Here is a 22931-nt window from a genome sequence, read left to right on the forward strand (position 1 = left end):
TACGTCCTTAATTGTGTTTAAATGGAAGTTAAGTGTAAACGAATACAAGCTGAGCAAAGCTGGAAAAGGCAGGGTTTGCGCATGGATAAAAAGATTAAAAATTCAGCATTTTTGCTATTATTGACGCTCATTCTATTCCTAACAGCATGCAGCGTGGGCAACGGAGGCAGCGAATCCCCGCAGGAAACTAGTGACATGAGCGAGCCGACTGGCATAGCTGAGCCCATTGCTACGTCAGTTCCGCTTCCCTTTGATGCACCGTTAACGGGCCTAAAACTTGAGAAGGCTGGTACAGCAAGGCCTATCGTTGTTATGATTAATAACTTTGCTGCAGCTCGTCCGCAATCTGGGCTGTCGAACGCTGACGTCATTTGGGAAGTGCTTGCGGAAGGCGGCATAACAAGGTTAATTGCCGTATTTCAGAGCACAAGTGCATTAACGGATACGATCGGACCGATTCGCAGCATCAGGCCTTATCTTATTGATATTGGAGACAGCTTTGGAGCTGTGCTCGCCCACGCAGGCGCCAGCAACGATGGCTATGCGGTTTTGCAGCGGCAGGGCAAGCCTTATTTGGATGAAATCTCGAATGCGGGCAGCTATTTCTGGAGAAGCAAGGAAAGGAAAGCGCCGCATAATCTCTATTCGAGCTTGGAGAAGCTGCGTACGGGCGCTGAGAAGAAGAAATACAGCATGGATAAGCAGGTACCGCCTTATACATTTGCGGAAGCGGGTTCTACGGAGATCGGTGTTCCGGCAAGCGACATTACGGTATCATTTTTACTCAACAATTATAGTGTGGGCTACAAATACGATTCCGGTGCTGGATTATACAAACGTTCCATCGGCGATAAGCCGCATATTGATCTGAACAATAACGAGCAGCTATCGGCGGCGAATCTGGTCGTGCTTGGTGCGGATCACAAGACGCTGGACAATGAGGGGCGGCTTTCCGTGGACCTGAATGAGGGAGGCTCGGCGATTTTGTTCCAGAAGGGCAAAGCAATCGAAGCGGAATGGGTACGGGCTTCCGATGGCATGATTCGAATTGTAATAAACGGAGAAGAGCTGCCATTTGTTCCGGGCAAAACGTTCTTCCATATCGTGCCGAACAATCCGACATTCGAAGGACATGTCAAATGGGTACAATCATAGCAGATTGGAAACACTGTTAACAGACGTTAACGGATGAGCTTCCAAGGATAGAAAGGACGCAATCTTGTTTCGAGATTGTGTCTTTTTTATTTTTTTTATGAAAATCAAAAAAGTTTTCTCAAAACCTTTACAATCTCTTAACAATTCACATGTAAACTATGTTAAGATATTGTGGGCTCACAACAGTACGCCTAAACATCAAGTCGGATAAAGGGGATTACGATGTTCAAGAAAAAGGATATTTTCTTTAAGACGTTCGAAGAAATGGCTGACGCCATTGTAGAGGCAGTTGAGTATTTCGCCAAAGGCCTTTCAGATCTATCGGATGTATCAGCTTTCGCTAAGACGATGAAGGAATACGAGAGCAAATGCGACAAATACGTGCATACGATTTTGAAGGAATTGAACAAAACGTTCATCACTCCGATCGAGCGCGAGGATATTATGGCCCTTACGACTTCGCTTGATGATGTGCTTGACGGCATTGAAGCTTGCGCGTCCCGGTTTGAGATGTACAACATTCGTGAAAAGGATGAGTACATAACGCTGTTCGGTGACATTCTTGTTCGTTCCTCTCACCAAATTAAGAAGGCAATCTACTTGTTGACTGAGCGTAAGCTGCTTGCGATCCGCGAGCCGAACATTGCTCTTAACGAGCTGGAGAACCAAGCGGATGACCTGCTTCGGGTTTGCATCAAGAGCTTATTTACAAATGTCAAAGATCCAATTGAGCTGATGAAGCGCAAAGAGATTTACGAGATGCTGGAGCAAACGACCGACTTCTGCGAAGATGTAGCGAATACGCTGGAATCGATCATTATGCGTAACAGCTAATCTGAGGAGTAGGAGTATTACACAATGGATTTAATGGTTCTATGGATTGTTGTCTTTTTGGCGCTTTCGTTTGATTTTATAAATGGGTTTCACGATACGGCGAATGCAATTGCAACAGCCGTATCTACGCGGGCACTAAAGCCTCGCGTCGCAATCGTTATGGCTGCCGTTATGAACTTCGTCGGTGCAATTACGTTTACCGGCGTTGCAGCAACAATTGGTAAAGGCGTCGCCAATCCGGCGGAGCTGGAGCACGGCGTTCCAATCGTTATCGCAGCGCTGTTGTCGGCAATCGCTTGGAATTTGATCACATGGTGGTTTGGCATTCCTTCCTCATCCTCGCATGCTTTGATTGGCTCACTTGCAGGTGCAGTCATCGGCGGTGCAGGCTTGAGTGCTATTAACTCCGGCGGTCTAATCAAAATCGTTCAAGCGTTGCTTTTTTCACCGCTGATCGCTTTCTCTGCCGGTTTTATCATCATGTGGATATTGAAGCTGATTTTTGCCAAATCAAGTCCGCATCAAGTGAATAAAGGTTTCCGGTTTGGTCAAATTCTTACGGCTGCGTTCCAATCGTTCTCGCACGGTACGAATGACGCTCAAAAAGCGATGGGCATTATCGTATTTGCCCTTGTTGCTTCTGGCCTTCAGACGACGATGGACGTTCCGCTTTGGGTTAAGATTTCCGCTGCGACTGCAATGGCGCTAGGTACATCGGTTGGCGGCTGGAAAATTATTAAGACGATGGGTACAAAAATTTTCAAAATCGAGCCGATCAACGGTTTCGCTGCAGATATCGGTTCTGCTGTCGTCATCCTAACGGCAACGATGATCCACTTGCCAGTTAGTACGACTCATGTTATTACTTCGTCAATCCTCGGTGTTGGTAGTGCAAAGCGCTTCTCCGCTGTAAAATGGGGAGTAGCAGGCCGCATCATTGTAGCCTGGATTATTACGATTCCGATTACCGTTTTGATGGCGATGTTCTTCTATTGGATTATTCACTTCTTCTTCCTATAAAATGGAGTGACAATGCGATAGTGAGGAAAACTTCACTCGCCGTGAGCTTTGCTCATGGGGATTGAGATTTTTCTCACTATTTTTTGCGTTCTCTGCAGGTCGAATAGAAGGGCTGCAAGAAGTTAAACACTGTGGAAAACCATTGGCGAAACAGGACGAAAATTGCATGTATGCACATAATTAGTAACAGTTGTGTACGAATAACGGAAATTTGCGCATCTTTTGAATGTACAACGTTGTGGCGACCTTTGTGGGATGGGAATGTGTATAGGGTGAAGGCTGCCGAAATATGTCGAAGGTTGCACTTGTGCACAGGTGAATTGTTTTTTCATACGTGTAAAGGGAGAAATGCTGTGGATAGACTGGAAATACCCTTTATCCACAACCGGATAACTCGTTAATAGATGTGTGAAACGGTGCATAAATGAAAAAAGTGTCAGAATAATTTGATTTATGCACAAATCGACCACAGCTGTGGATGAAACGAAAACACCCTGATTGCGGCGCAAGGCGCATGGCAATCAGGGTGTATGACTTCAAAATGATTAACGGCGCTTTGGCTTGCGGCGGCGAGGCCCGCTTTTGCCTGCGCCGCTGCCAGAGGTAGGCTTGCGACGCTTGCGGCGTTTTGGCTTCCATTCGATTTCATCATCGTCATCCGATTTTTTGGTTTTTTTGAAGGAGCCCATGAGCACTTTGACAAGTGGCGCCATTTGAGAGACGCTGGACATCACCTTCTGTACTTTCGTAACCGTTGTAAGGATTCCGTCGATGCCGCCAATACGGTCGACGAAACCTTTGATTTCATCTAGTTTAGGTAAATTGGCAAGAGAGAAGCCGCCTGCTTTGGCACTGGCGGTCGTTTCGATTAGCTCAACTGCTGTCTCCGGTATGACGGCGGGCAGGATATCCTGCGTTGGCGGCGTCACTGTTGCTGGCGGCATGGTTGGCAGGTCAGCGGCAAAGCTGAAGCCGGTTGACTTTGCGCCAGATGATTTGCTCAGCTGCTCTGCCGTTAGGCGCTGGCCGCCGTGCCAATCATAATGCTGGTTGCCGGTACCGGGGTTATTGCGATAATTCACACGGATCACAACCCTTCTTTTATAATAGTCTATGGGGTAGGCGAACATAAGGATTGGACGAATGTCCCGAGTGCGGAATTTTTTTCTAGATAAATGCCCTGTGCTTGTATGAGTGATTGCTTCAAAAATCAGCTGCTTGGTTCTTCCGTTCTGTAAAGCGTGAATACGGTAATGTTTGAAAAAAACGGGTAAAAAAGATACAATAGTAACATTAGTTTTAATAGGAGTGAATACGAATGCAGCTTAAAAAACTTAATGATAAAGCAATAGATCAATTATTCGAAGCGATTCTTACATTGAAATCAGTTGAGGAGTGTTATGTGTTCTTTGACGATTTGTGCACGGTGAATGAGATTCAATCGTTATCTCAAAGACTTGAGGTTGCGCGTATGCTCGGCAAGGGCAGCACATACAATGCAATTGAGGCGGAGACAGGTGCCAGCACGGCAACAATCTCTAGAGTGAAGCGTTGTTTGAATTACGGCAATGACGGGTATAAAATGGCTTTAGAGCGTCTTGGAAGGTAGGTTCCTTCAATGAAGCCAGGCATTCTCGTTATTAGTCACGGCTCTAGGGAAACCGCCTGGGTACAGCTAGTCGATCATGCGATTGCGGCAGCGGCTCTGTCGCCGCGCTTGTCAAACGTTCCAATCATGTCGTCCTTTCTTGAAATTGTCGAGGGAAGGCTTATTCAGGATGGAATCGATGCGCTTGAGGAGCAAGGTGTGACGGATCTATTCGTTGTGCCGCTGTTTCTATCTTCAGGCAGCACGCATGTGGATGAAATCGGGCAAGCCTTCGGCTTTCCGTGGGTTTCGGATTTGGAAGGCGATCTAGGCATGTTCCGCGTTGCTGCTAACGTTCATTATGGAGAGCCAATCGACGATGATCCGGAAATCGCAGAGCTGCTTGCGCTGAATATTGCAGAGCTGTCCTCTGAGCCAGAGAAGGAAGCTATATTGTTGATCGGCCACGGAAGCAAGGAAAAGGTATTCCATGAGCGCTGGCAGGAAGGGCTAACGAAGCTTGGCGAGCGTCTTCGTGTGCTTGGCGGCTTTCAGCGTGCCGAATATGCGATGCTTTTGCCCGATCAAGCAGCGGCTAAGCTTGCAGCGATGCAGGCGGCTAATCCGGAGGAAGCGGTTATTGTGGTGCCGCTGTTCCTGAGCCAGGGTTATTTTACGAACCATGTCATTCCGACACGTCTTGCTGGGCTTGCGTATCGGTATAACGGTAGAGCGATGCTGCCACATGCTGCGATTGAACGATGGCTGGAGCGCCAGATGTACAAGGGCTTGCAGCGTTTAAATAAAAAGTAGACATATCGTCTGGACCATAGAAGATTGGGTGATTGGATGGTTAGGAGTGAACCGGGATGGCAATCAAACGGGCGAGATTAATCTATAACCCGACATCGGGAAGAGAAGAAATGAAGAAACGTCTGCCTGATATTCTCCAGCGGCTTGAGCAGGGCGGTATTGAAACGAGCTGCCACGCGACGATCGGTGAAGGAGATGCGACCATTGCGGCAGCGGATGCAGCGGATCGCGGCTATGATATGATTATTGCTGCGGGCGGCGACGGTACGCTGTACGAGGTCATTAATGGTTTGGCGACTAAGGCGAATCGGCCTCCGCTTGGCATTTTGCCGGTGGGAACGACCAATGATTTTGCACGGGCGACAGGCATTCCGAAGCATTGGGAGTATGCGGTCGATCTGATCATTCAGCAATATACTAGGCCGATTGATGTCGGCAAGGCGAATGAGCGTTATTTTATAAATATTGCCGGGGGCGGCTCCTTGACGGAGCTGACCTATGATGTGCCGAGCAAGCTGAAGACGATGATCGGGCAGTTGGCATATTATATGAAGGGTATGGAGAAAATGACCCGCCTTCGCCCGACTGAGCTGACCTTTCAGGCAGCCGGCGTCGGAGAATTTCATGACGAGTTTATGATGTTCCTCATTTGCAACAGCAACTCGGTCGGCGGCTTCGAGCGTCTCGCGCCTGACTCCAAGCTGGATGACGGCTTATTGGATGTTCTGCTGATCCGCAAGTGCAACCTGCCGGAATTTATTAAGCTGGTGACGCTCGCGCTGCGCGGCGAGCATTTGAACGATCCGCATGTGATCCACTTCCGCACGGATGAGCTGAAGGTCACAACGCCGGATTATGTGCAAATAAACCTCGATGGCGAATATGGCGGCGTGCTGCCGTGCACATTCTCGGTGCTGCCGTCGCATCTGCGTATTTTTGCGGATGAGACTGGGGAGTCGACGTACCGTTAGGTGCGTTGTTCCGGTGAAACTGGGGAGTTCTACGGATCGCTAGGCACGGTTCTTCGGATGAAACAGGTGAGTCGACGTACTGCTAAGCGCGGATGGATATTGGAATTAGGGAATAATAGAATAGTGAACAATGAAACAATGTAAAAATGAAACAATGAAACGATGGATAGTTTTTGATGAGCAACAGCATTGAAGATAGAGCGGAGAGAGTTTATGAATAAAGGTAGAAGCAGAGGCGGCAAGGGGAGATCACGCGGCGCGGCGGGTACGAATGCGGCGGCGATTCCAGTAGATGCGCCTTTTCAAAAAAACGAAGAGGTCACCGTCGATATTATCGGCCTGACGCATGATGGTGAAGGGGTAGGCCGCGCTGACGGCTTTACCCTTTTTATTCAGGGAGCGCTCCCTGGTGAGCGCGTGCGGGCGAAGGTCATAAAGGTGAAGAAGCAGTATGGATATGCACGGCTAGAAGAGCTGTTGCTTAAGAGTCCATCGCGCGTGGAGCCGCCTTGCGATATTTATAAGGAATGCGGCGGCTGCCAGCTGCAGCATTTCGATTACCCAGCGCAGCTCGAGTGGAAGCGGCAGCATGTCGTGGACAATCTGGTACGCATTGGGAAGCTGAAGGTGGCTGGAGAAGGCAATGCTGAGGGTGCATCTGAGGGGATTATAGTTCTTCCTACTGTTGGAATGGACGAGCCTTGGCGTTACCGGAATAAGGCTTCAGTACCTGTAGGTTTAAGTTCTGATGATGGACAATTAATCGCAGGCTTCTATGCTCGCGGCAGTCACCGAATCATCGATATGGACGATTGCCTCATTGAGCATGAGCACAATGACGAGGTCATACGCGTCGTGAAGCGCATCGGGCGTGAGCTTGGCATTGCACCTTACGACGAAGCTACAGGTCGCGGCGTGCTGCGCCATGTGATGGCGCGGACCGGCGTAGTGACAGGCGAGATTATGGTAGTGCTTGTGACCAACGGCAAGAAGCTGCCGATGGCGGACCGCTGGATTGAGCGTATTCGCGAGGAGCTGCCGGGCGTGAAGAGTATCGTGCAGAACGTGAACGAGCGCGACACGAACGTTATTTTTGGCGATGTGACCCGCGTCCTATGGGGCAATGAGGTCATCTATGATGAGCTCGACGGCATACGATTCGCCATATCGGCGAGATCGTTCTATCAGGTGAACCCGATGCAGACGGTCGAGCTATACCGCAAAGCGGTGGAATATGCAGGCTTAACGGGCTCGGAAACCGTAATTGACGCCTATTGCGGCATCGGTACGATCTCGCTGTTCCTCGCTCGTCAGGCAGGGCGCGTCTATGGCGTGGAAATTGTACCGGAAGCGATTGAGGATGCAGCACGGAATGCTGAGCTAAACGACATTACGAACGCGTCGTTTGAAGCTGGGCCTGCGGAGGTTGTTATCCCTCGCTGGCGCAAGGAAGGGATTACGGCGGATGTGATCGTCGTCGATCCGCCTCGTAAAGGCTGCGATCCGGCGCTGCTCGAGACGATTCTGGCTATGCAGCCGGAAAGAGTGGTTTATGTGAGCTGCAATCCATCTACGCTGGCTAGGGACTTGCGGGTGTTAGAGGATGGCGGGTATAAGACGGTTGAGGTGGTGCCGGTGGATATGTTCCCGCATACCGTACATGTGGAGTGCGTCTCGCAGATCGTCTTACAGGAGAAAGCAGGCTCCCAATAAGGGGTAGCCTGCTTCTTTATCAGTTGTTTGGAGCAGAGAAGCGGTAATGGATCCGCGGCATTCCGTCTTCTCGAACTTCAATCCGAGTTACTAAACGATGTAGCATCTCAGGAGTTAACTCATCGAAATTAAGGAAGCTAAGCAACTCTGACTTTAGCTGACTAAGGTTTTCTGTAACATTTTCGTGTTCGAATTCGGATGCCAACTCGGTTTTCTTCAAGACTAACTCATTGATTTCAGTATTGGTGGCTTCAACATTTTCGCGATACTCCTCATGTGTTAGGAGTTCATCAGCTAAAAGGTTGACAAAATTCTTTTTTCGCTTCTTCAATGTATCGATGTCTTTTGTTAATTTTTCGAGTTGTTTTTGAAGTTGAAGTTTCGATTTTATAGACTTTGCCTCTAGCTCCTTAACATATGCTTCCTTATCGATTTGATCCAACCACATTTTGATGTCAGACAGAATTGTTCTTATCAGAAACTCCTCTTTGACAGCATGATTGCTGCAGGCTTTACTTCCATGTCGTGCATAAGAGCCGCAAATATAGCCTACTCTGTTATGCCGATACCACATCCCGGTACCGCAATCTGCGCAAAACAGGGTATTAGTGAAGAGATGTTTCTTAGGCGCTGTAATGTGCTTGGTTCTGATTTTCAATTGCTGCTGAACAGCATTGAAAACTTCTCTTGAAATAATCGCCTCATGCCTATCTTTATGGACAATTAAGTTTTCCTTATCAATCTTTTTTCGTTTTTTATTTGTCACGCTTATGGTTGTAGTTCGACCTTGTACCAAATCACCAGTATAATGCGGATTCGTGAGGATCAGCTTGATGGTCGAATCGTTCCATTTGTCCCCGGCATTTTTCTTTTCGGCCACTTCAGCAGGAGTAGGAATCCCCTCTTTGTACAGCCGCCGTCCAATGCTTTCTCTTCCACTTCCACTTAGGTATTCATTAAAGATCCGTCTAACGACATCCGGTGTGTTATCGCCCCGAATTTGCAGTTGTCCGTTTCTTACCTCGTAACCGTATGGAGGAACAGAACCTTTGAATAACCCTTTATTTGCCCTGGAGCGAAGGGTGGCTTTAACACGATTGCTTGTACTTTGAGATTCGTTTTCGTATATCCACGCATACAGGCCAAACATATGGGTATTCCCTTCCAAGGTATTAATCGCGTTATCCAAAGTGATGATATGGATGCCCTGAGATTCGCAAAGGTTCTTGATCTTGTACGATAGTTCTCCATTCCTGGCCAAACGCGAAAGTTCTTTTGCCAAGATAACATCGAACTTTTTTGCTTCAGCATCCTCGATCATCTTCTGCAGCATTTTCCTTTTGGCGGTTGTTCCGGATTGGACATCAACGTAAAATTTGTGAAAATCCCATCCTTTCTCTGCAATGTATCTGTAAAACAGCTCCTTTTGATACTTAAGCGATGCCTTTTGTTCCTCTTTGTCCGTTGAGACACGAACATATACCGCACATCTCATGAGTGTTCAAATCCTTCCTCATTTTGTTGAGATGTAGCAGTGTTTACCTTATCAACATTATTGACAAGATCTTCAATTTTATTTGCAACGATTAGTTTCATCACGCTTTTGAAATCAAAGTCATTTTCTATGGAGAAAACACGTTCAACAATGCCTTCATGTTTGTTAGCCATTTAGTCCACCTCCATCAAGAGCTCGAGGACAATTAGCTTTGCACCGTATTTTTTGAGAAGCGATTTATGATGAATAAAGTTCACAGGATTGCGTCTAATTCTGCATAGTGTGTCAACAATGAAAGTTTCCATCAGGGCAACTTCAACCATGTGTAACAGCCACCAGAGCCATATCTTTGGTGTTGCTTCTCTTGGATTCCGCCACCGGACAAGCAGTTTAATCTTGTCGGAAGTTTGGCTTGCACCTTGCCGGACTGGTGGCTTGGAGAGTTTCTCTTTCTTCACAATGCCTAATTGTGCTACACTTCCAACCGTGCGTTTCAATGTAATCACTCCTTGATGTTTGTAAATCAAGATAAAGAAAGCACCGTTAACAATCGTCTGAAGTAAGAAGTTCTCCAAGACGAGTGGAAACGGTGCTCCCGTGAAAATATTTAGTTAAGTACTGCATTTATAAGTTCATCATAACCAACCGAAAACGGGATGGCGAATAAAAGCGATAGAATATTTTTAAGTACTACAACAACGGTTTAAACGTTCGGTTTTTTGACCATAAAGATAATAAGCGATTCGATTATTCAACTAGAAAAGTATCCTTTACCGGTTGGAAAACCGATGAACTATCACCAAAATTCATGGATATCAAGGGATTCTTGAGATCGGCCAAGTGCGGTGGATTACTTCTTCTTGAGCTCATTCGGTTTTGCAGGCAGTTGGTTTAGTAATTCTTCGGTTATCTGACCAGTCGAGTTTTCCAATTCAACGAATGGGTTAAGCCTGTAATTGATTGAAAGGGAAAAGCCTTTATGTTCTTTGGGTGTCAATTTAATACGGTCGATGAAGGTCAGGCACAGCGTTCTTAGCTCAGTATTGAATAGGGAAGTTACATCTGCATGTTTGAAGTGCGAGTAAACTTCATATAGTGCCTTAACGTCGTTCAGCAGATCAACCTTTTCAATAGCTTGGATTAGCTTTAGCTTCTCTTTCCGAATGACCTCTAATGATTGTTTGATGCGATTGATGGTATTGGACAAATCTTCAGACTTGTTTTGTTGGTTTAGTAATCGTTCATTCAATAAAATGCGCTGTTCTGTTTGATCAACTGATTTTTTTAAAGCTTGCAGCGTTTTAAGCCACTTTGAGAGGATCCTTTTACTTTCGTTGATCATTTCATTGAGGTTTGAAGTCCACTTTTTTGCTAGGTCCGCGAGAACTTCATCATGAACTTCATTGGCACGAATCGGTACTTTGCATGTAAGGCATCGGTACACCTGATATTGCTTGCTTTTTGTCTTAGGTGAATTATCTTTTGCGACTAGAATGGAATTGCAGTTACCGCAATGAAGAAGGTTCCGCAAGAAGAAAGGTGTATCTAGCTTACCGTATTTTTTCTTATAATCTTTCACTTGATTGACGATTGCGAACATGACTGGCGAAATGATAGCCTCATGCACGGTATCAAAAAGGCCGATATCACCAGTGTCACTTGCGTTCATGAACGAGTTTGAATGTTTTACATTCCAGCGGAGTTCACCTGCATACGCATAGTTATGAAGGATATAATCAATCGTACTGCTGTGCCATTTGCTAATATATTTCGTTGTCACACAATTAGCATTGAGAAATTCAGCAATCTTGTCATTCGAATTTCCCCAAGAAACTAAATCGAAAATAGTAACCACAATCGGGGCTTCATCATTGGCGATTAGTACACCTCCAATTAAATCGTAGCCGATAGGAGAACGAGCTCCAGGTCTAACCTTGTTTTCTAGTAGGCTAGATTGAGCATCTATTGCACGAATCGATTTGATGTGAGATTCTTCGGCGGCAAACACAAATTTTGCTTGGACGATAGGATCGTTGGGATCCCATTCGCCGGGTGACTGTGTGCTAATAAATTTTACATGAGGGTATCTCTTCTTAATCGGGCAATATATTTCCTCATAAAAGTCAGATATTCTGCGGGTCAGCCGACTTTCATCGTAAAAGATGATTGCATCGGCTTCATTTGCGTCGTTAATCAATTCTCTCAAGTTTTCTCTCTTAGCTGCACGTTTACGATAAGCACTTTCCGCTTCGTCGAATCTCCACTTAACGATCTCGATTCCTTCTTGTCGGCCTCTCTCACGTATCATTCTCTTTTGGATTTCTTCCGAATGATTGTCCATTTGTTTGTTGTCTGAAATTCGGAGATAGCCCACGCCTTTCAACTTGACCACCACTGATTAACCAACTCCTTTTTGCTCTGATGCAAAGCTATACATGTTAACTTCCAGATAATCGTGATGTATATTGATTTCTTTGATCAGAAGTTCAATTAATATTTCCAAATCCGATTTAGTCAAATTTCGTATGGCTCGAGGTACGATACTTGTAATGGATGTCATTATATGTTCTAAGGATCGCAGTTCCACTAGTTCTCGATCAATCGTATCAATCTTATCCTCAATATGCTGAATTTTAGATTCTGAGTGTTTGCGTAACGTACCATGATGAATTAAATCGGCGCTTGCTAACAACAAGAGGGATTTTTCCCATAAATGCTTATTATGTTGCTTTTGATGAAGAAGCTTATCCTGCACACCTTTAAGATGGGTTCGAAACATAGGCTCATATATTGAGAGGGTAAAGCTGTTGATCTCATTCAAGATCGTTTTTTCGATAAATTGGTTAAGTTCATCCAATCCGATTGCTATTTGTTTATGCCGTTGACTGCAAACAAAGTAGGATGGCTTATTTAACATCTTTTTGAATTTCATTTCGTTGTTGCAAATTCCGCAAATAGGTTGAAAGATGATTCGTTCTTTGACCCGCGCGACCTCATCCTCATATTCTTGAACATATTTTTGAAGAGTTACTTGTACTTTTTCAAAAAGTTCAAGAGTGATAATCGGTTCAACATGGTTGAGTTGATCATAGCCATAATCTGTGATGCAATGAGCTGCATAAAATGGTCTTTGTAATATTTTCATTACTTTTGCGTGACCACTTAGCTTCTTCCCATACGTAAACAATATATCCACAAATTCTGTTTTCGTTTGAATTCGGCTAAATTCATCGAATAGCGATTTGATCATATGGCTTCGATCATTATCTCTAATGAAATTCACCTTCTTTGTGCCGTCACTTGGCTTCTGTTCAATGCGCTGATAACCAATGGTTTCCCCGGGGAATCTCTTTCTTGCATCATCCGTACGTCTTCCAATGTTTTTACCTTCTTGTTGGGCAAAGATCCCGTAAAAACTTTCGATGCTAGAGTTTTTATGGAATGGAATGGAGTTTGAAGCTGTATAAACGACTTCAACATTATGGAGATTCACCAGATCATTGAACTGCGAACCCTCATAAAAATTCCGATATGCTCTATCTCGCGCATAGATGATGATTGTCGCGACTTTATCTTCACTTACCAATCGTAGTAGCCTGTTAAATTCGGGGCGATTTTTCATGTCATTCTTCGTCGCCGAAACATTATAATCTTCGAGAAAGAGAACATCATCCTCATTGATATTTCTCATCTCTAAGACGTTTTTGGCCGCGGCTTTCTGTTCTCTTAAATTTTGTGATCCGGAACTAACGCGTGTGTAAACAACAACTAGCTTTTTTTGCAATTTTACAACCCTCCTTACAATCTGAATCTTCTGTCGGCTGACTCCAAAAGTTTCGTTTTAACCGAGAAGTCGATGTCCAACTCGTTTATTAATAATTTGGTTATTAGCTTTTGAATCCACACTGCTGATTCTGCTGGAAGGTCTTGCGCATACGTGATTTTTGTAATTCGTGATTTTGACATTTAGATCTCTCCCGTCAAGGTTTATGCTTATAACCATACTTGACAGGAGAGAATTCGTTTATACCTTGTACTCTTGTAACTGAGCTTTTTCATCCCCCACGAGAAGATCCAGTTGTAATTGAACAGCGAATTGCTGACTGGTATCTTTCCCCGTTGCACGAGGGATGATTATTTTCTTCGAGCTTGAACATGGAAACTTATACCTTTCAAACGCCTCGTTCATTCTGCACCCCCCTCAAAGCTCTAAGTCTGTGCATAAAAATGTGTCTTGAAATGTGGTACTTTTCGCTGTGTCTGGCACAACGGCATAGAGCTTGCCTTATTGTAAACTTTGAAACTTTGTTTGTTTTACGTTTCAATCTTGGCCCTCCCTTTCGTATTATGTTAGGAAAGATGGACTGATTTCTTGCAACAAAAAAAGGACCGGATATCCCATGTGCAATACATGCACATAAGATAATCCGGTCCTCCCGTGATTTATCTTTTGTCGAATGATATTCTGATTAAATTTTGCGAATTTAGTATTTTTGGAGAATGAATCTTTCCTAGTATTTATTATTTGCATAAAGTGAACTGAAAGTCAAATGAAGAGTGAGATGCCGTTCTGTCTGTGTCCCTTATTCCTAATTCTACATGAGCGATGTACATCACTTAAACATTTGTGATAGAAACTCGGGTGTTTTTAGCTTCTATTTAACCATTGGTCTCTGGTTTAAAAGAAGAAATGTATTGAGGTTTTGAGGTAAAGTTCTTCGATAATAAGAGGGCATGGAAAATTAATGTCGAATAGTTAAATAAAACATCTTTATTGCTCGAATTTCATTGTAAAGGGTCGAATTAACGAGAGTATACTAGAGATACGAAGTTCTGAACGATTTACATTGATGTCAATGTCACCTAGCATTATAGCGTAAAAGGGCAATGCATGCATGAGCATACCCAATCTGGAGGTGTCCAACGTGAAGTTAAATCGAGTTATTATTAAAAATTTCCGATCATATAAGGATGAACTTGTGATTCCTTTCGATGACTTTACCGCATTTATAGGAAAAAATGATGTTGGCAAATCAACAATTCTCGAAGCTCTAGAGATATTCTTTAACAACAGGATTGTTAAAATTGAACAATCGGATGCTTGTGTTTACAATACTAATAAAGAGGTTGTTATTGGTTGCGTCTTTTCAGATTTGCCTAGTCAGGTTGTTTTGGATACGCAGACAACAACGGATTTTGCTACGGAATACTTAATTAATCAAAATGGTGAACTTGAGATCCATAAGGTTTACAATTGTAGTTTAAAAACTCCCAAGGAAATGGTATTTTCTTTTGCTTCTCATCCTTCAACGGATGAGACAAAAGATTTGATAACACTAAAGAATGCTGAACTCAAAAGTCGTGCACGATCGCTAGGGATAGATTTATCCAATATTGATCAACGTTCTAACCCGGCACTTCGTCAAGCAATAAGAAATCAAGTGGGTAATTTACAATGCGAACAACAAATGGTTCCCTTAAATGAAGAAAATGCGAAGACTGTATGGGAAAGTATTGTTAAGATCCTACCGCAATATGCACTATTTCAAGCCGATCGTCCGAGTAATGACGAGGATTCTGAAATCCAAGACCCTATGAAGTATGCAATTACTGAGGCCATTAAGACAGTTGAAGCAGACCTGCTGCGGATAAAAGAAACTGTACATAATCAGGTGCTTGCTGTCGCTTCAAGAACACTAGATAAATTGAGGCAAATGGATCCAGCTTTAGCGAATGAATTAGCCCCGCGTTTTAAATCTGAACCGAAATGGGATGGACTGTTCAAACTATCTTTGACAAGTGATGATCAGATACCAATAAATAAACGGGGAAGCGGTGTTCGAAGACTTATCTTACTGAACTTTTTTCGCGCAGAAGTCGAACGCAAACAATTAGAGTCAAGTTCTTCTGGAATTATATACGCTATAGAGGAGCCTGAAACAGCGCAACATCCAAATAATCAAAAGATGTTAGTAGAGTCGCTGTCTCAGCTTTCGCAAACAGATAATTGTCAGGTCATTATTACAACTCATGTACCTGGCCTGGCTGGATTACTTAATGTAGAACAACTACGGTACATAGAAGTTCTTCCAGATGGCAATAGAGAAATCACATATCAAGACGCTGGTGTATACAAAAGGATTGCTGATCAATTAGGGGTGTTCCCGGACAGTCGGATAAAAGTTTTCATCTGTGTTGAAGGACCGCACGATGTTCGGTTCTTAAACATTATTAGTAAAATCTTGCACAATGTTGATCCCCTATTCCCAGATATAGAGAATGATCCTAGAATAGCGATGTTTCATTTGGGCGGCAGCACACTTAAGGATTGGGTATCATCAAATTATCTCAGTGGGCTTGGGATACCTGAGATCCATATATATGATCGGGACGAGGGAGTACAGCCAAAGTACTTGGAGCAATGCAATAGTGTCAATCGTAGACGTGATCGTTCAAAAGCCTTTATTACCGAAAAAAGAGAGATGGAGAACTACCTGCATCCTAGTGCTGTAAAAGAAGTGTATGATTTAGATATTTCATTTTCTGAGATGGATGATGTTCCTACGTTGATAGCAAGAGCTTTGCAAGAACAAGGCTCAGTGCAGTCATGGGAAGAACTAACTGAAGAGAAGAGGAAAAAGAAAGTTTCAAGAGCAAAAGCAAGACTAAATACAGAAGTGGCATCTAGGATGACTTATGAAAGGCTTTGTGAAATGGATACCTCTAAGGAAGTGGAGTCTTGGTTGGGTGCCGTTAGCATCCTTCTAACGCTTCAAGATGCACACGGCATGGTGGCACCGGCGGAAGAGTAAAGAAACGCAAATGTAAATGTAATATACCCTTTTTTGGGACTTCTGATTATGAAGGTACACTGGAGCTTTGTTGAACGAAATTAAGAATATCAGATATCGGAACAAATAATAATGACTGTGACATTCTCCATTTAAACGAGGGATTATTTATGCGGAAAAGAAAACCATCGCAAAAGAAAAAAAGAGTCAATAAACCAGTTAGAGCCTCTATCGAGGAATTAGAACAATCTCGTACAGGTGGGCAAATTGCACTTTCAGGTTTTAGCTATCAATTCTTGTATTCTTGCTTCTTAATTCTGTCAGAATCTGATGAAAATACAACCTTTCATCTTGAAGGAATAGAGGATATCGATCAGTACAAATGTGAGGTCTTATCTAAAAGTAATACTCATATTCAACTAAAATATTCTACCCAAAAACAAGATGCAAGTTTCCTAAAAGATGTTTTGAAAAACTTTTTAGAGGCTTATTTGTTTGATGCCAGCCATAATTTTAAACTAGTTTATGATTTTGCTGTAGCAAAAGGTAACCTAAGCAAATTATTTGACGATAAAATGGACGCTAGTTCTAACGAATATTGGAAGAAAATAGTCCGGGATATAAAGGCGGAGAACTTCCAATGGAATTGGACAGGATTTTCATTTGATAGCTTTATAAAAAGGATTAGTTTTGAAAGACAAATAAAAAGTGATCTCTCTGAAAAAATTGAGAAGCTATTAATTGAGAAATACGATATTACAACTGGAAATATTGATTTGTTTGCTAATGGTATAAAAATATGCTGTCTCGAAAAAATGGAGCGTAGAGAGAGTATCAATCAGCAACAATTGAATACAATAATTCAGAACATAAAAGATGATATTAGTAAAGGTATACAGAATCCCGCTCACAGCTGGATTAAGAAGCTAGATTTCAATATTTCAAACTATGGCAATGATTTCAGCTACTATGAAGGAAAAAAAGCTACACCACAAGATATCGTAATGCAATTACCTGTCAGACGCATACATACAGAAAAAGAAATTGAAGAATCTATTCGAAATAATAGAGTCACAGTTATTAAAGCATCAAGCGGACAAGGAAAAACAACTATGGCTCTTCAAGTTGCTTTTAATCTATTTAGTGAATTTACAATATATCAGCTTATGTGGTGTAATGATTCAAAAGAATTAGATAGTATCGTCCAATATTTTAAATCGCGAGTGAAGCTAGGTGAAAAACCGTTAATAGTTATTGACAATTTAGATTCACAATTAGGTGAGTGGAATAGATTAGCTCAACTTTTACAGGAAGAAATTTCATATCACTATAAACTTCTGCTTACAACACGTGAAGATGACTGGTACAATTATAGCGGCAATTTAAGCAATGTAAGGTCTTTGCAAATTGTTATACTGTCACTTAATGAGCAAGAAGCAAAAAGTATTTTTGAGGTTCTGCAAAAATCTCAAAAGCTTCATCAATCTATTACAGATTGGAGAAGCTCTTGGACAAAAGTTTCTGACAAAAAATTATTGATAGAGTTTGTCTATCTTTTGACACATGGCGAGATGCTTTCTGAAAGGATTGCTCATCAAATTTCTCAAATTAACAATACAGAAACCGGAAGAATAAAATGCGAAATACTGCGAAAAGTCTGCTTTGCAGATATTTGCGGGATTAAAATTCCAGTTAGTAAGCTAATCACCAATTTATCAGAATCAACAAACCGTGATTATAGTGAGCTGTTAAAAAGTATTGAAAACGAATTTTTAATTCGTGTTGATTCTACAGAAAAATATGTGGAAGGACTACACCCAGTTCGTTCTCAACACATTGTTGATAAGTTACACGAATTTGCAGAGATTAGTGACACAGCCCTTCAAGTAGCCGAGGTAACAGACGTTACATACTTCGCAAAGTTATTTTCTAACCTCCCTCACCTAATTACGAATAAGAAAGCTTTTTACTCTAATATTGTTAAGAATCTTTGGAATCCAGATAATTTATCATCTTATGTATTGGCATTAAAAGGACTGCTTTCTGGTAGTGTGATGCAATACTTTGTGCAGAATCAAGGGACTTTTGAAGATGCTAATAATCATGGTGGATTATTCCTTCTTTCATTAGAGCTAAATCCATTTATGCGATTTGAAGAGTTTGAATACTCACTGCAGACCCTGGATGACCTAAAAAAAATAACACCAGATAACGCAAATATTCAATATTTATGTGACCTTAGAGATTCAGTTCAGAAAATCGTATTGTCTGAAACAGATATATATTATTTTTGTGAGGAGTTATTTGGCAGGCTAAAAAACATAAAACTTATTGAACTTACTGACGATATTGCTTCCTATTCAACAATTGCATATTGGCTAATAAATATTGATCGAAGATTCAATTTATCAACTAACATTTCTTTAGAATCAATATGGGCGGCAAAAGAAAACAACACAATCAATGTAATAGCTAGTATTATGTATACTTGCTTTTGTGGAAATAAGAAGATATATACTTCTTTTGTTAAGGGGAATTTGTCCTCTATTATGACTTACCTGAAGATGTCAACTGAATCCTTGAGATTGTATTTAAGTGAAGATGAGAAAGAAATCCATGTTGAATATTTACTTTTGCCAAATGATATTCGAAAAGGCAACGAGGAAAGTGTATCTAGATTAAAAATAATCTGCAAGACTCTTCCTATATTTGAATTGTATTGTGCTAATGCAATTAAGCCAACGCTTGACATTGTTTCAGGATATAATATCCCTGATGATTCACGTAAAGCTATGCCACTAAGAAATATAATAATAATGTTTCATGAAGAATTTGCATCTTTATGGGATAAAACGATTATGAGCAATTATGAGTGTGACAGTATTTTTGAATGGCTGAATCGTTGGTTCTCTGTGCGAAAAAATATTGCTATTATATATGAAAAATGCGCTGCGAGTATGTGTAAACTTCTTGAAGATAAACCATTGGGTAGTCTTGTAACTGAAATAGACAACCTTCACACAGAAATAAACAAGGAGCTCATCAGAGAGTACAGATACCCTAAACAAGATAGACCTTTTGAGGAAAATGCTGTACTTCCGGAAGGATTCAGTAAGATAAAGTCAGACTATTTTGGAGCTATACAAAATTTTAATACACAGCTAGTCAAATTCTTGCTTCGCGATCCAAAGCAAAGTAGGTTAGCATTATTTAATTTGACAACAGCACATAGTTCATTGGAAAGCATGCAGAAATACTTTGGGGCTATTGTTGACGAGCAAGGAATGTTATTACATGAACATAACGAATTATGTATGATTGAAGAACACGACTTGCATTCACTTATAATCACAAGTCAGTACTTTAGTGAGCATAGGCCTAGCAAATACTTTAATAAATATATGATTAAACCTTGGTATAACAAAAAAATGGACAAGCTAATGATCGATTCTAATAAAGCATTGGAGGGGCTGTCCGAAGAATTCTCACTCATATATCCGGAAAATTATTATAGCAAAGGTATTCTGAAGTTTTACCCTATAATTGTAGAAGATCTAGATGTGGTAAATGCTGAAGCACTATTTAACTTCTTGTATCTATGTACCCCAATTTCAGCTTTGGACTACGATTATATTGTGGTGGCTATTAAAAATAAACAAGGTCAGATTATTCCCAACGGATTAAAAATTTCAATTCAGTTTTTAAAAGATCTCAAAGTTGCTGCTGATACAGAGAACGAAGAGTTGCTACAGGAGTCATCACCGCCGTTTCCTGAAGAAATAACAGAAATTTTTCTGGACTGTTTTGAGCAGAAATATGAACTATTCACTCCTAAACGCTCTGAGTACGAAGGAGTTGACAGTATCTTAGAATTATTATGGGCATTATCTAGGAGTAGAAAAGAATTGACTGCTGAATCTGATTCGGATTATCTATCTTTTATTGAGAGCAACCTAAAAGAAGAGATCTACAGTTTACTGAAAAAAGTTGAAGTTCAAATGCCATGTAATGACTTACGTGAGTTAACACTAATCTGTGAAGATACATTTATGGGTAATTCGTTTGAAGATAGTGAGTTTAACAAATTCTATAACAATTTAATCGAAAAGTCTCTGGAACAATTATCTTAATTATTAGGAGTACTCATAATGGGCAACCCCTGACCGGATACGAAAGAAGAATTAACTTAGAAATCCACCTAATGTGGTTTTATATGCGGTAATTTAGGTGAAGGGGAGATCAAACTAATGGATCCAATAAAAGAAAAATTACTATGTGTGATCAAAAATTTAGATGAATCGAAAGAACCCATTGATGAGTTTACGGTTTCTCAACAATTACAAGTTGTTGGGAATAACTCTGTATTAACCGAAAACCCTATTGAATTTATTGCTGAGGTTCTTGCATTTGATTTGCATGAAGCCCAGGATAAATCAAAATGGGACCTTTATTATGGTCCCAAGTTTGAAGGAACAAACCAAAATGGAACATCATTTGAATACCCAAGCCTTAGTATGATCACTTCGGACATCATTGAATATTGGATGAACCGTGCGAAGAAAAGTCAGCATCCCGTGATTAAAGCAAGGTATGCGGATCTAGTTTGGGAGTTAACCAAAGTTATAAATGGAAAACAAGCGCACATTGAATTCGCACAATTAGCAGTTGATAACGTTATAAATCTTGTGAATAAAGAGTTATACCGCAGGGACATCGGCATAATTAAAAAGCTAGAGAGAGCTTTGTCGATTGCACTTCAAATCAACGATTCGGATAGAGTGGAGCAACTAAAATCAACTATTATATCATTTGAGGATAAGGTATCTGAGGATGATAAGCCTGGCTTATGGGGGTTTTCTTTTGATTTACTAATTGATAAAAAAAAGATTACCCTAACAGATGTAGAGCAACATAAAATCCTTCGAGATCTTGAAACTAGACTGGCTAATGTAACAAAAGATAGCGAAAGCGACTCCTTCAATCCTTGGGCTGCAGAAGCAGCCACTGAAAGGCTAGCTGGATACTATAGAAGACATAATACACCGGATGCATTGAAAAATGCATTACTCAAATTTGGTGACGCTTTTATAAAAATAAGTAGTAAGTCTTCACCACTTCAAGCCTCCTCTTGGCTTCAACGTGTACACTCTGTTTATAATGATTATGGGTTAAGGGACGAAGCTAACATTATCTTGAAAATACTTCGTGAACTCGGCCCTCAATTGAATTCCGAAATGAAGGAAATTTCACACAGCATGGAAATACCTACAGAAAAAATGAACCAATACGTAAACGACATGATAAATGGCAAACTTGAACAAGCTCTTGGAAGGATAGTTGTTCAATATATTCCTAAGCAAGAAGAGGTGAAGGGACAACTATATGAATTGTCTAAAAAAGCACCTCTTTCGTTTCTTTTCACAACACAGATTCATGACCACCAAGGAAGACTCATTACATCCATCGGTTCTTTGGAAAATGATGAAAGTGGTCATATAATCGCCCAAATATCTCAAAACATGCAGATTACAGCGGTGTTTTTACGGGAAGTTATGATTAAACTTATTGAGAAGTTTAATCTTTCGGTAGATGAGTTTGTCAATTACCTTTATGAATCACCGGCATTTGATCCGTTGAAAAAAGAAATCGTTAGACAAGGCTTAGCAAGTTATTTGAATAAGGATTACCTCATTGCCGTACATTTATTAATACCGCTGATTGAAGATACATTAAGAAGAATCCTAGAAGCAATTGGTGGACAGGTATTAAAAAAATCGCGAGGTGGGAGTGGTTTCCATTATAAAACGCTGGATGAACTCCTTCGGGAGGAGCAGTTAGCTTCCATTTTTGGCGAAGATGTTATGCTTTATTTTCGGATTGTATTATCCGACCAACGAGGTTGGAACCTGCGAAATGATGTATGTCATGGAATCATACCGCAAGCAGCTTTTGGTGCCGGAATGGCTGATAGAATAGTTCATATCCTACTATGTTTAGCTGTGGTAAGATATAGTAGTGAAGAATAATCTATAAAGCTTTACGCAAATTACACTCATATTTTCAGATATGGAACAAGCATTTGAAGCTTGGATACATAACCATATTTAAAGTGAAAAAAAGTTGGAGTTGTATATTGACCCCCATAGTACTTGGCTTTAATCAACCAATCATAGAAGACTTCATTCGAGGCCAATTGACTGTGGGCGATATGCTATCGAGAGAAAATGAAGTGGGCCAGCAAGAGGTGAGTTTGACTGCATCGAAGCCCGAAGAGTTCAAGCAATCGTAGAATTGGGACAAGACTTCAGCCTGTTGGAAACCACAACAGGTTGTTTTGTATCCGTTCAAAACATGTCAGATAAAGGAATATGGACATATCTGGAGAATGTATACCTATTCATTTTAAGCGTATTATCAATCACAGTATGATCAAGACCTGAATCCGTGACCAATCTCTAATTTGGATCTTTAAACGGATGGAATTACTACCAGCCATATCCAATTGAATCTTTGGGTAAATGAGAATAACTCAAAGTAGAACCCTCGTCTAA

Annotated in this window: 18 protein-coding genes; 11 read left to right on the forward strand and 7 right to left on the reverse strand. The window is 41.5% G+C overall.

Annotated elements, in window-relative coordinates:
- Positions 1–81: 81 nt before the first annotated feature.
- The 3 genes from AC1TPC_RS24040 to AC1TPC_RS24050 all read left to right on the forward strand — a co-directional run bounded on the left by AC1TPC_RS24040 (position 82) and on the right by AC1TPC_RS24050 (position 3009).
- Positions 82–1155 carry a DUF3048 domain-containing protein gene (locus AC1TPC_RS24040; RefSeq protein ID WP_482069283.1) on the forward strand — a complete coding sequence of 358 codons (1074 nt, stop codon included), beginning with the start codon at positions 82–84 and terminating at the stop codon, positions 1153–1155.
- Positions 1156–1377: 222 nt separating this feature from the next.
- Complete coding sequence (locus tag AC1TPC_RS24045) at positions 1378–1989, forward strand: DUF47 domain-containing protein (RefSeq protein WP_065386477.1); 612 nt, start codon at positions 1378–1380, stop codon at positions 1987–1989.
- Positions 1990–2013: 24 nt separating this feature from the next.
- Positions 2014–3009: an inorganic phosphate transporter gene (locus AC1TPC_RS24050; protein ID WP_482069284.1), complete on the forward strand. Its 996-nt coding sequence runs from the start codon at positions 2014–2016 to the stop codon at positions 3007–3009.
- A gap of 545 nt (positions 3010–3554) precedes the next feature.
- On the opposite strand, the gene AC1TPC_RS24055 is transcribed toward AC1TPC_RS24050, so the two are convergent.
- The gene (locus AC1TPC_RS24055; RefSeq protein WP_482069285.1) at positions 3555–4091 is read right to left on the reverse strand and encodes a tyrosine protein kinase; all 537 of its coding nucleotides are present in this window, start codon (positions 4089–4091) and stop codon (positions 3555–3557) included.
- 236 nt (positions 4092–4327) lie between these two features.
- Here AC1TPC_RS24055 and AC1TPC_RS24060 point away from each other — a divergent pair, with 236 nt between their 5' ends.
- The 4 genes from AC1TPC_RS24060 (at position 4328) to rlmD (ending at position 8094) form a co-directional block, all read left to right on the forward strand.
- Entirely contained in the window at positions 4328–4618 is a 291-nt protein-coding gene (locus tag AC1TPC_RS24060; RefSeq protein ID WP_053372669.1) for a YerC/YecD family TrpR-related protein, read from the forward strand.
- A gap of 9 nt (positions 4619–4627) precedes the next feature.
- Positions 4628–5410, forward strand: coding sequence for a sirohydrochlorin chelatase (locus AC1TPC_RS24065; protein ID WP_482069286.1), 783 nt, complete (start codon positions 4628–4630; stop codon positions 5408–5410).
- Positions 5411–5472: 62 nt separating this feature from the next.
- Positions 5473–6381, forward strand: coding sequence for a diacylglycerol kinase (locus AC1TPC_RS24070; RefSeq protein ID WP_482069299.1), 909 nt, complete (start codon positions 5473–5475; stop codon positions 6379–6381).
- A gap of 213 nt (positions 6382–6594) precedes the next feature.
- Positions 6595–8094, forward strand: coding sequence for a 23S rRNA (uracil(1939)-C(5))-methyltransferase RlmD (gene rlmD / locus AC1TPC_RS24075; RefSeq protein WP_482069287.1), 1500 nt, complete (start codon positions 6595–6597; stop codon positions 8092–8094).
- A 19-nt stretch (positions 8095–8113) separates the two neighbouring features.
- Here the strand turns inward: rlmD and AC1TPC_RS24080 are convergent, their stop codons facing one another.
- The 6 genes from AC1TPC_RS24080 to AC1TPC_RS24105 all read right to left on the reverse strand — a co-directional run bounded on the left by AC1TPC_RS24080 (position 8114) and on the right by AC1TPC_RS24105 (position 13778).
- Positions 8114–9589 carry a recombinase family protein gene (locus tag AC1TPC_RS24080; protein WP_482069288.1) on the reverse strand — a complete coding sequence of 492 codons (1476 nt, stop codon included), beginning with the start codon at positions 9587–9589 and terminating at the stop codon, positions 8114–8116.
- Positions 9586–9762: a hypothetical protein gene (locus AC1TPC_RS24085; RefSeq protein WP_235241191.1), complete on the reverse strand. Its 177-nt coding sequence runs from the start codon at positions 9760–9762 to the stop codon at positions 9586–9588. Before AC1TPC_RS24085 ends, AC1TPC_RS24080 begins: the two co-directional genes overlap by 4 nt.
- Positions 9763–10086 (reverse strand): hypothetical protein, encoded by a 324-nt coding sequence (locus AC1TPC_RS24090; RefSeq protein WP_482069289.1) that lies wholly within the window; start codon positions 10084–10086, stop codon positions 9763–9765.
- A gap of 353 nt (positions 10087–10439) precedes the next feature.
- Positions 10440–11984, reverse strand: coding sequence for a recombinase family protein (locus AC1TPC_RS24095; RefSeq protein ID WP_482069290.1), 1545 nt, complete (start codon positions 11982–11984; stop codon positions 10440–10442).
- A gap of 3 nt (positions 11985–11987) precedes the next feature.
- Positions 11988–13373, reverse strand: coding sequence for a recombinase family protein (locus AC1TPC_RS24100; RefSeq protein ID WP_482069291.1), 1386 nt, complete (start codon positions 13371–13373; stop codon positions 11988–11990).
- Positions 13374–13613: 240 nt separating this feature from the next.
- Complete coding sequence (locus tag AC1TPC_RS24105; RefSeq protein ID WP_482069292.1) at positions 13614–13778, reverse strand: hypothetical protein; 165 nt, start codon at positions 13776–13778, stop codon at positions 13614–13616.
- A gap of 736 nt (positions 13779–14514) precedes the next feature.
- On the opposite strand from AC1TPC_RS24105, the gene AC1TPC_RS24110 reads away from it, so the two are divergent.
- The 4 genes from AC1TPC_RS24110 to AC1TPC_RS24125 all read left to right on the forward strand — a co-directional run bounded on the left by AC1TPC_RS24110 (position 14515) and on the right by AC1TPC_RS24125 (position 22669).
- Positions 14515–16401, forward strand: coding sequence for an ATP-binding protein (locus AC1TPC_RS24110; RefSeq protein ID WP_482069293.1), 1887 nt, complete (start codon positions 14515–14517; stop codon positions 16399–16401).
- 149 nt (positions 16402–16550) lie between these two features.
- Positions 16551–20510, forward strand: coding sequence for a P-loop NTPase (locus tag AC1TPC_RS24115; RefSeq protein WP_482069294.1), 3960 nt, complete (start codon positions 16551–16553; stop codon positions 20508–20510).
- 117 nt (positions 20511–20627) lie between these two features.
- Positions 20628–22406, forward strand: a complete 1779-nt coding sequence (locus AC1TPC_RS24120) for a DUF4209 domain-containing protein (protein ID WP_482069295.1) — start codon at positions 20628–20630, stop codon at positions 22404–22406.
- 107 nt (positions 22407–22513) lie between these two features.
- The gene (locus AC1TPC_RS24125; RefSeq protein WP_482069296.1) at positions 22514–22669 is read left to right on the forward strand and encodes a hypothetical protein; all 156 of its coding nucleotides are present in this window, start codon (positions 22514–22516) and stop codon (positions 22667–22669) included.
- The last annotated feature ends 262 nt before the right edge of the window (positions 22670–22931 follow it).

This window comes from Paenibacillus sp. Y280 (assembly GCF_056786335.1).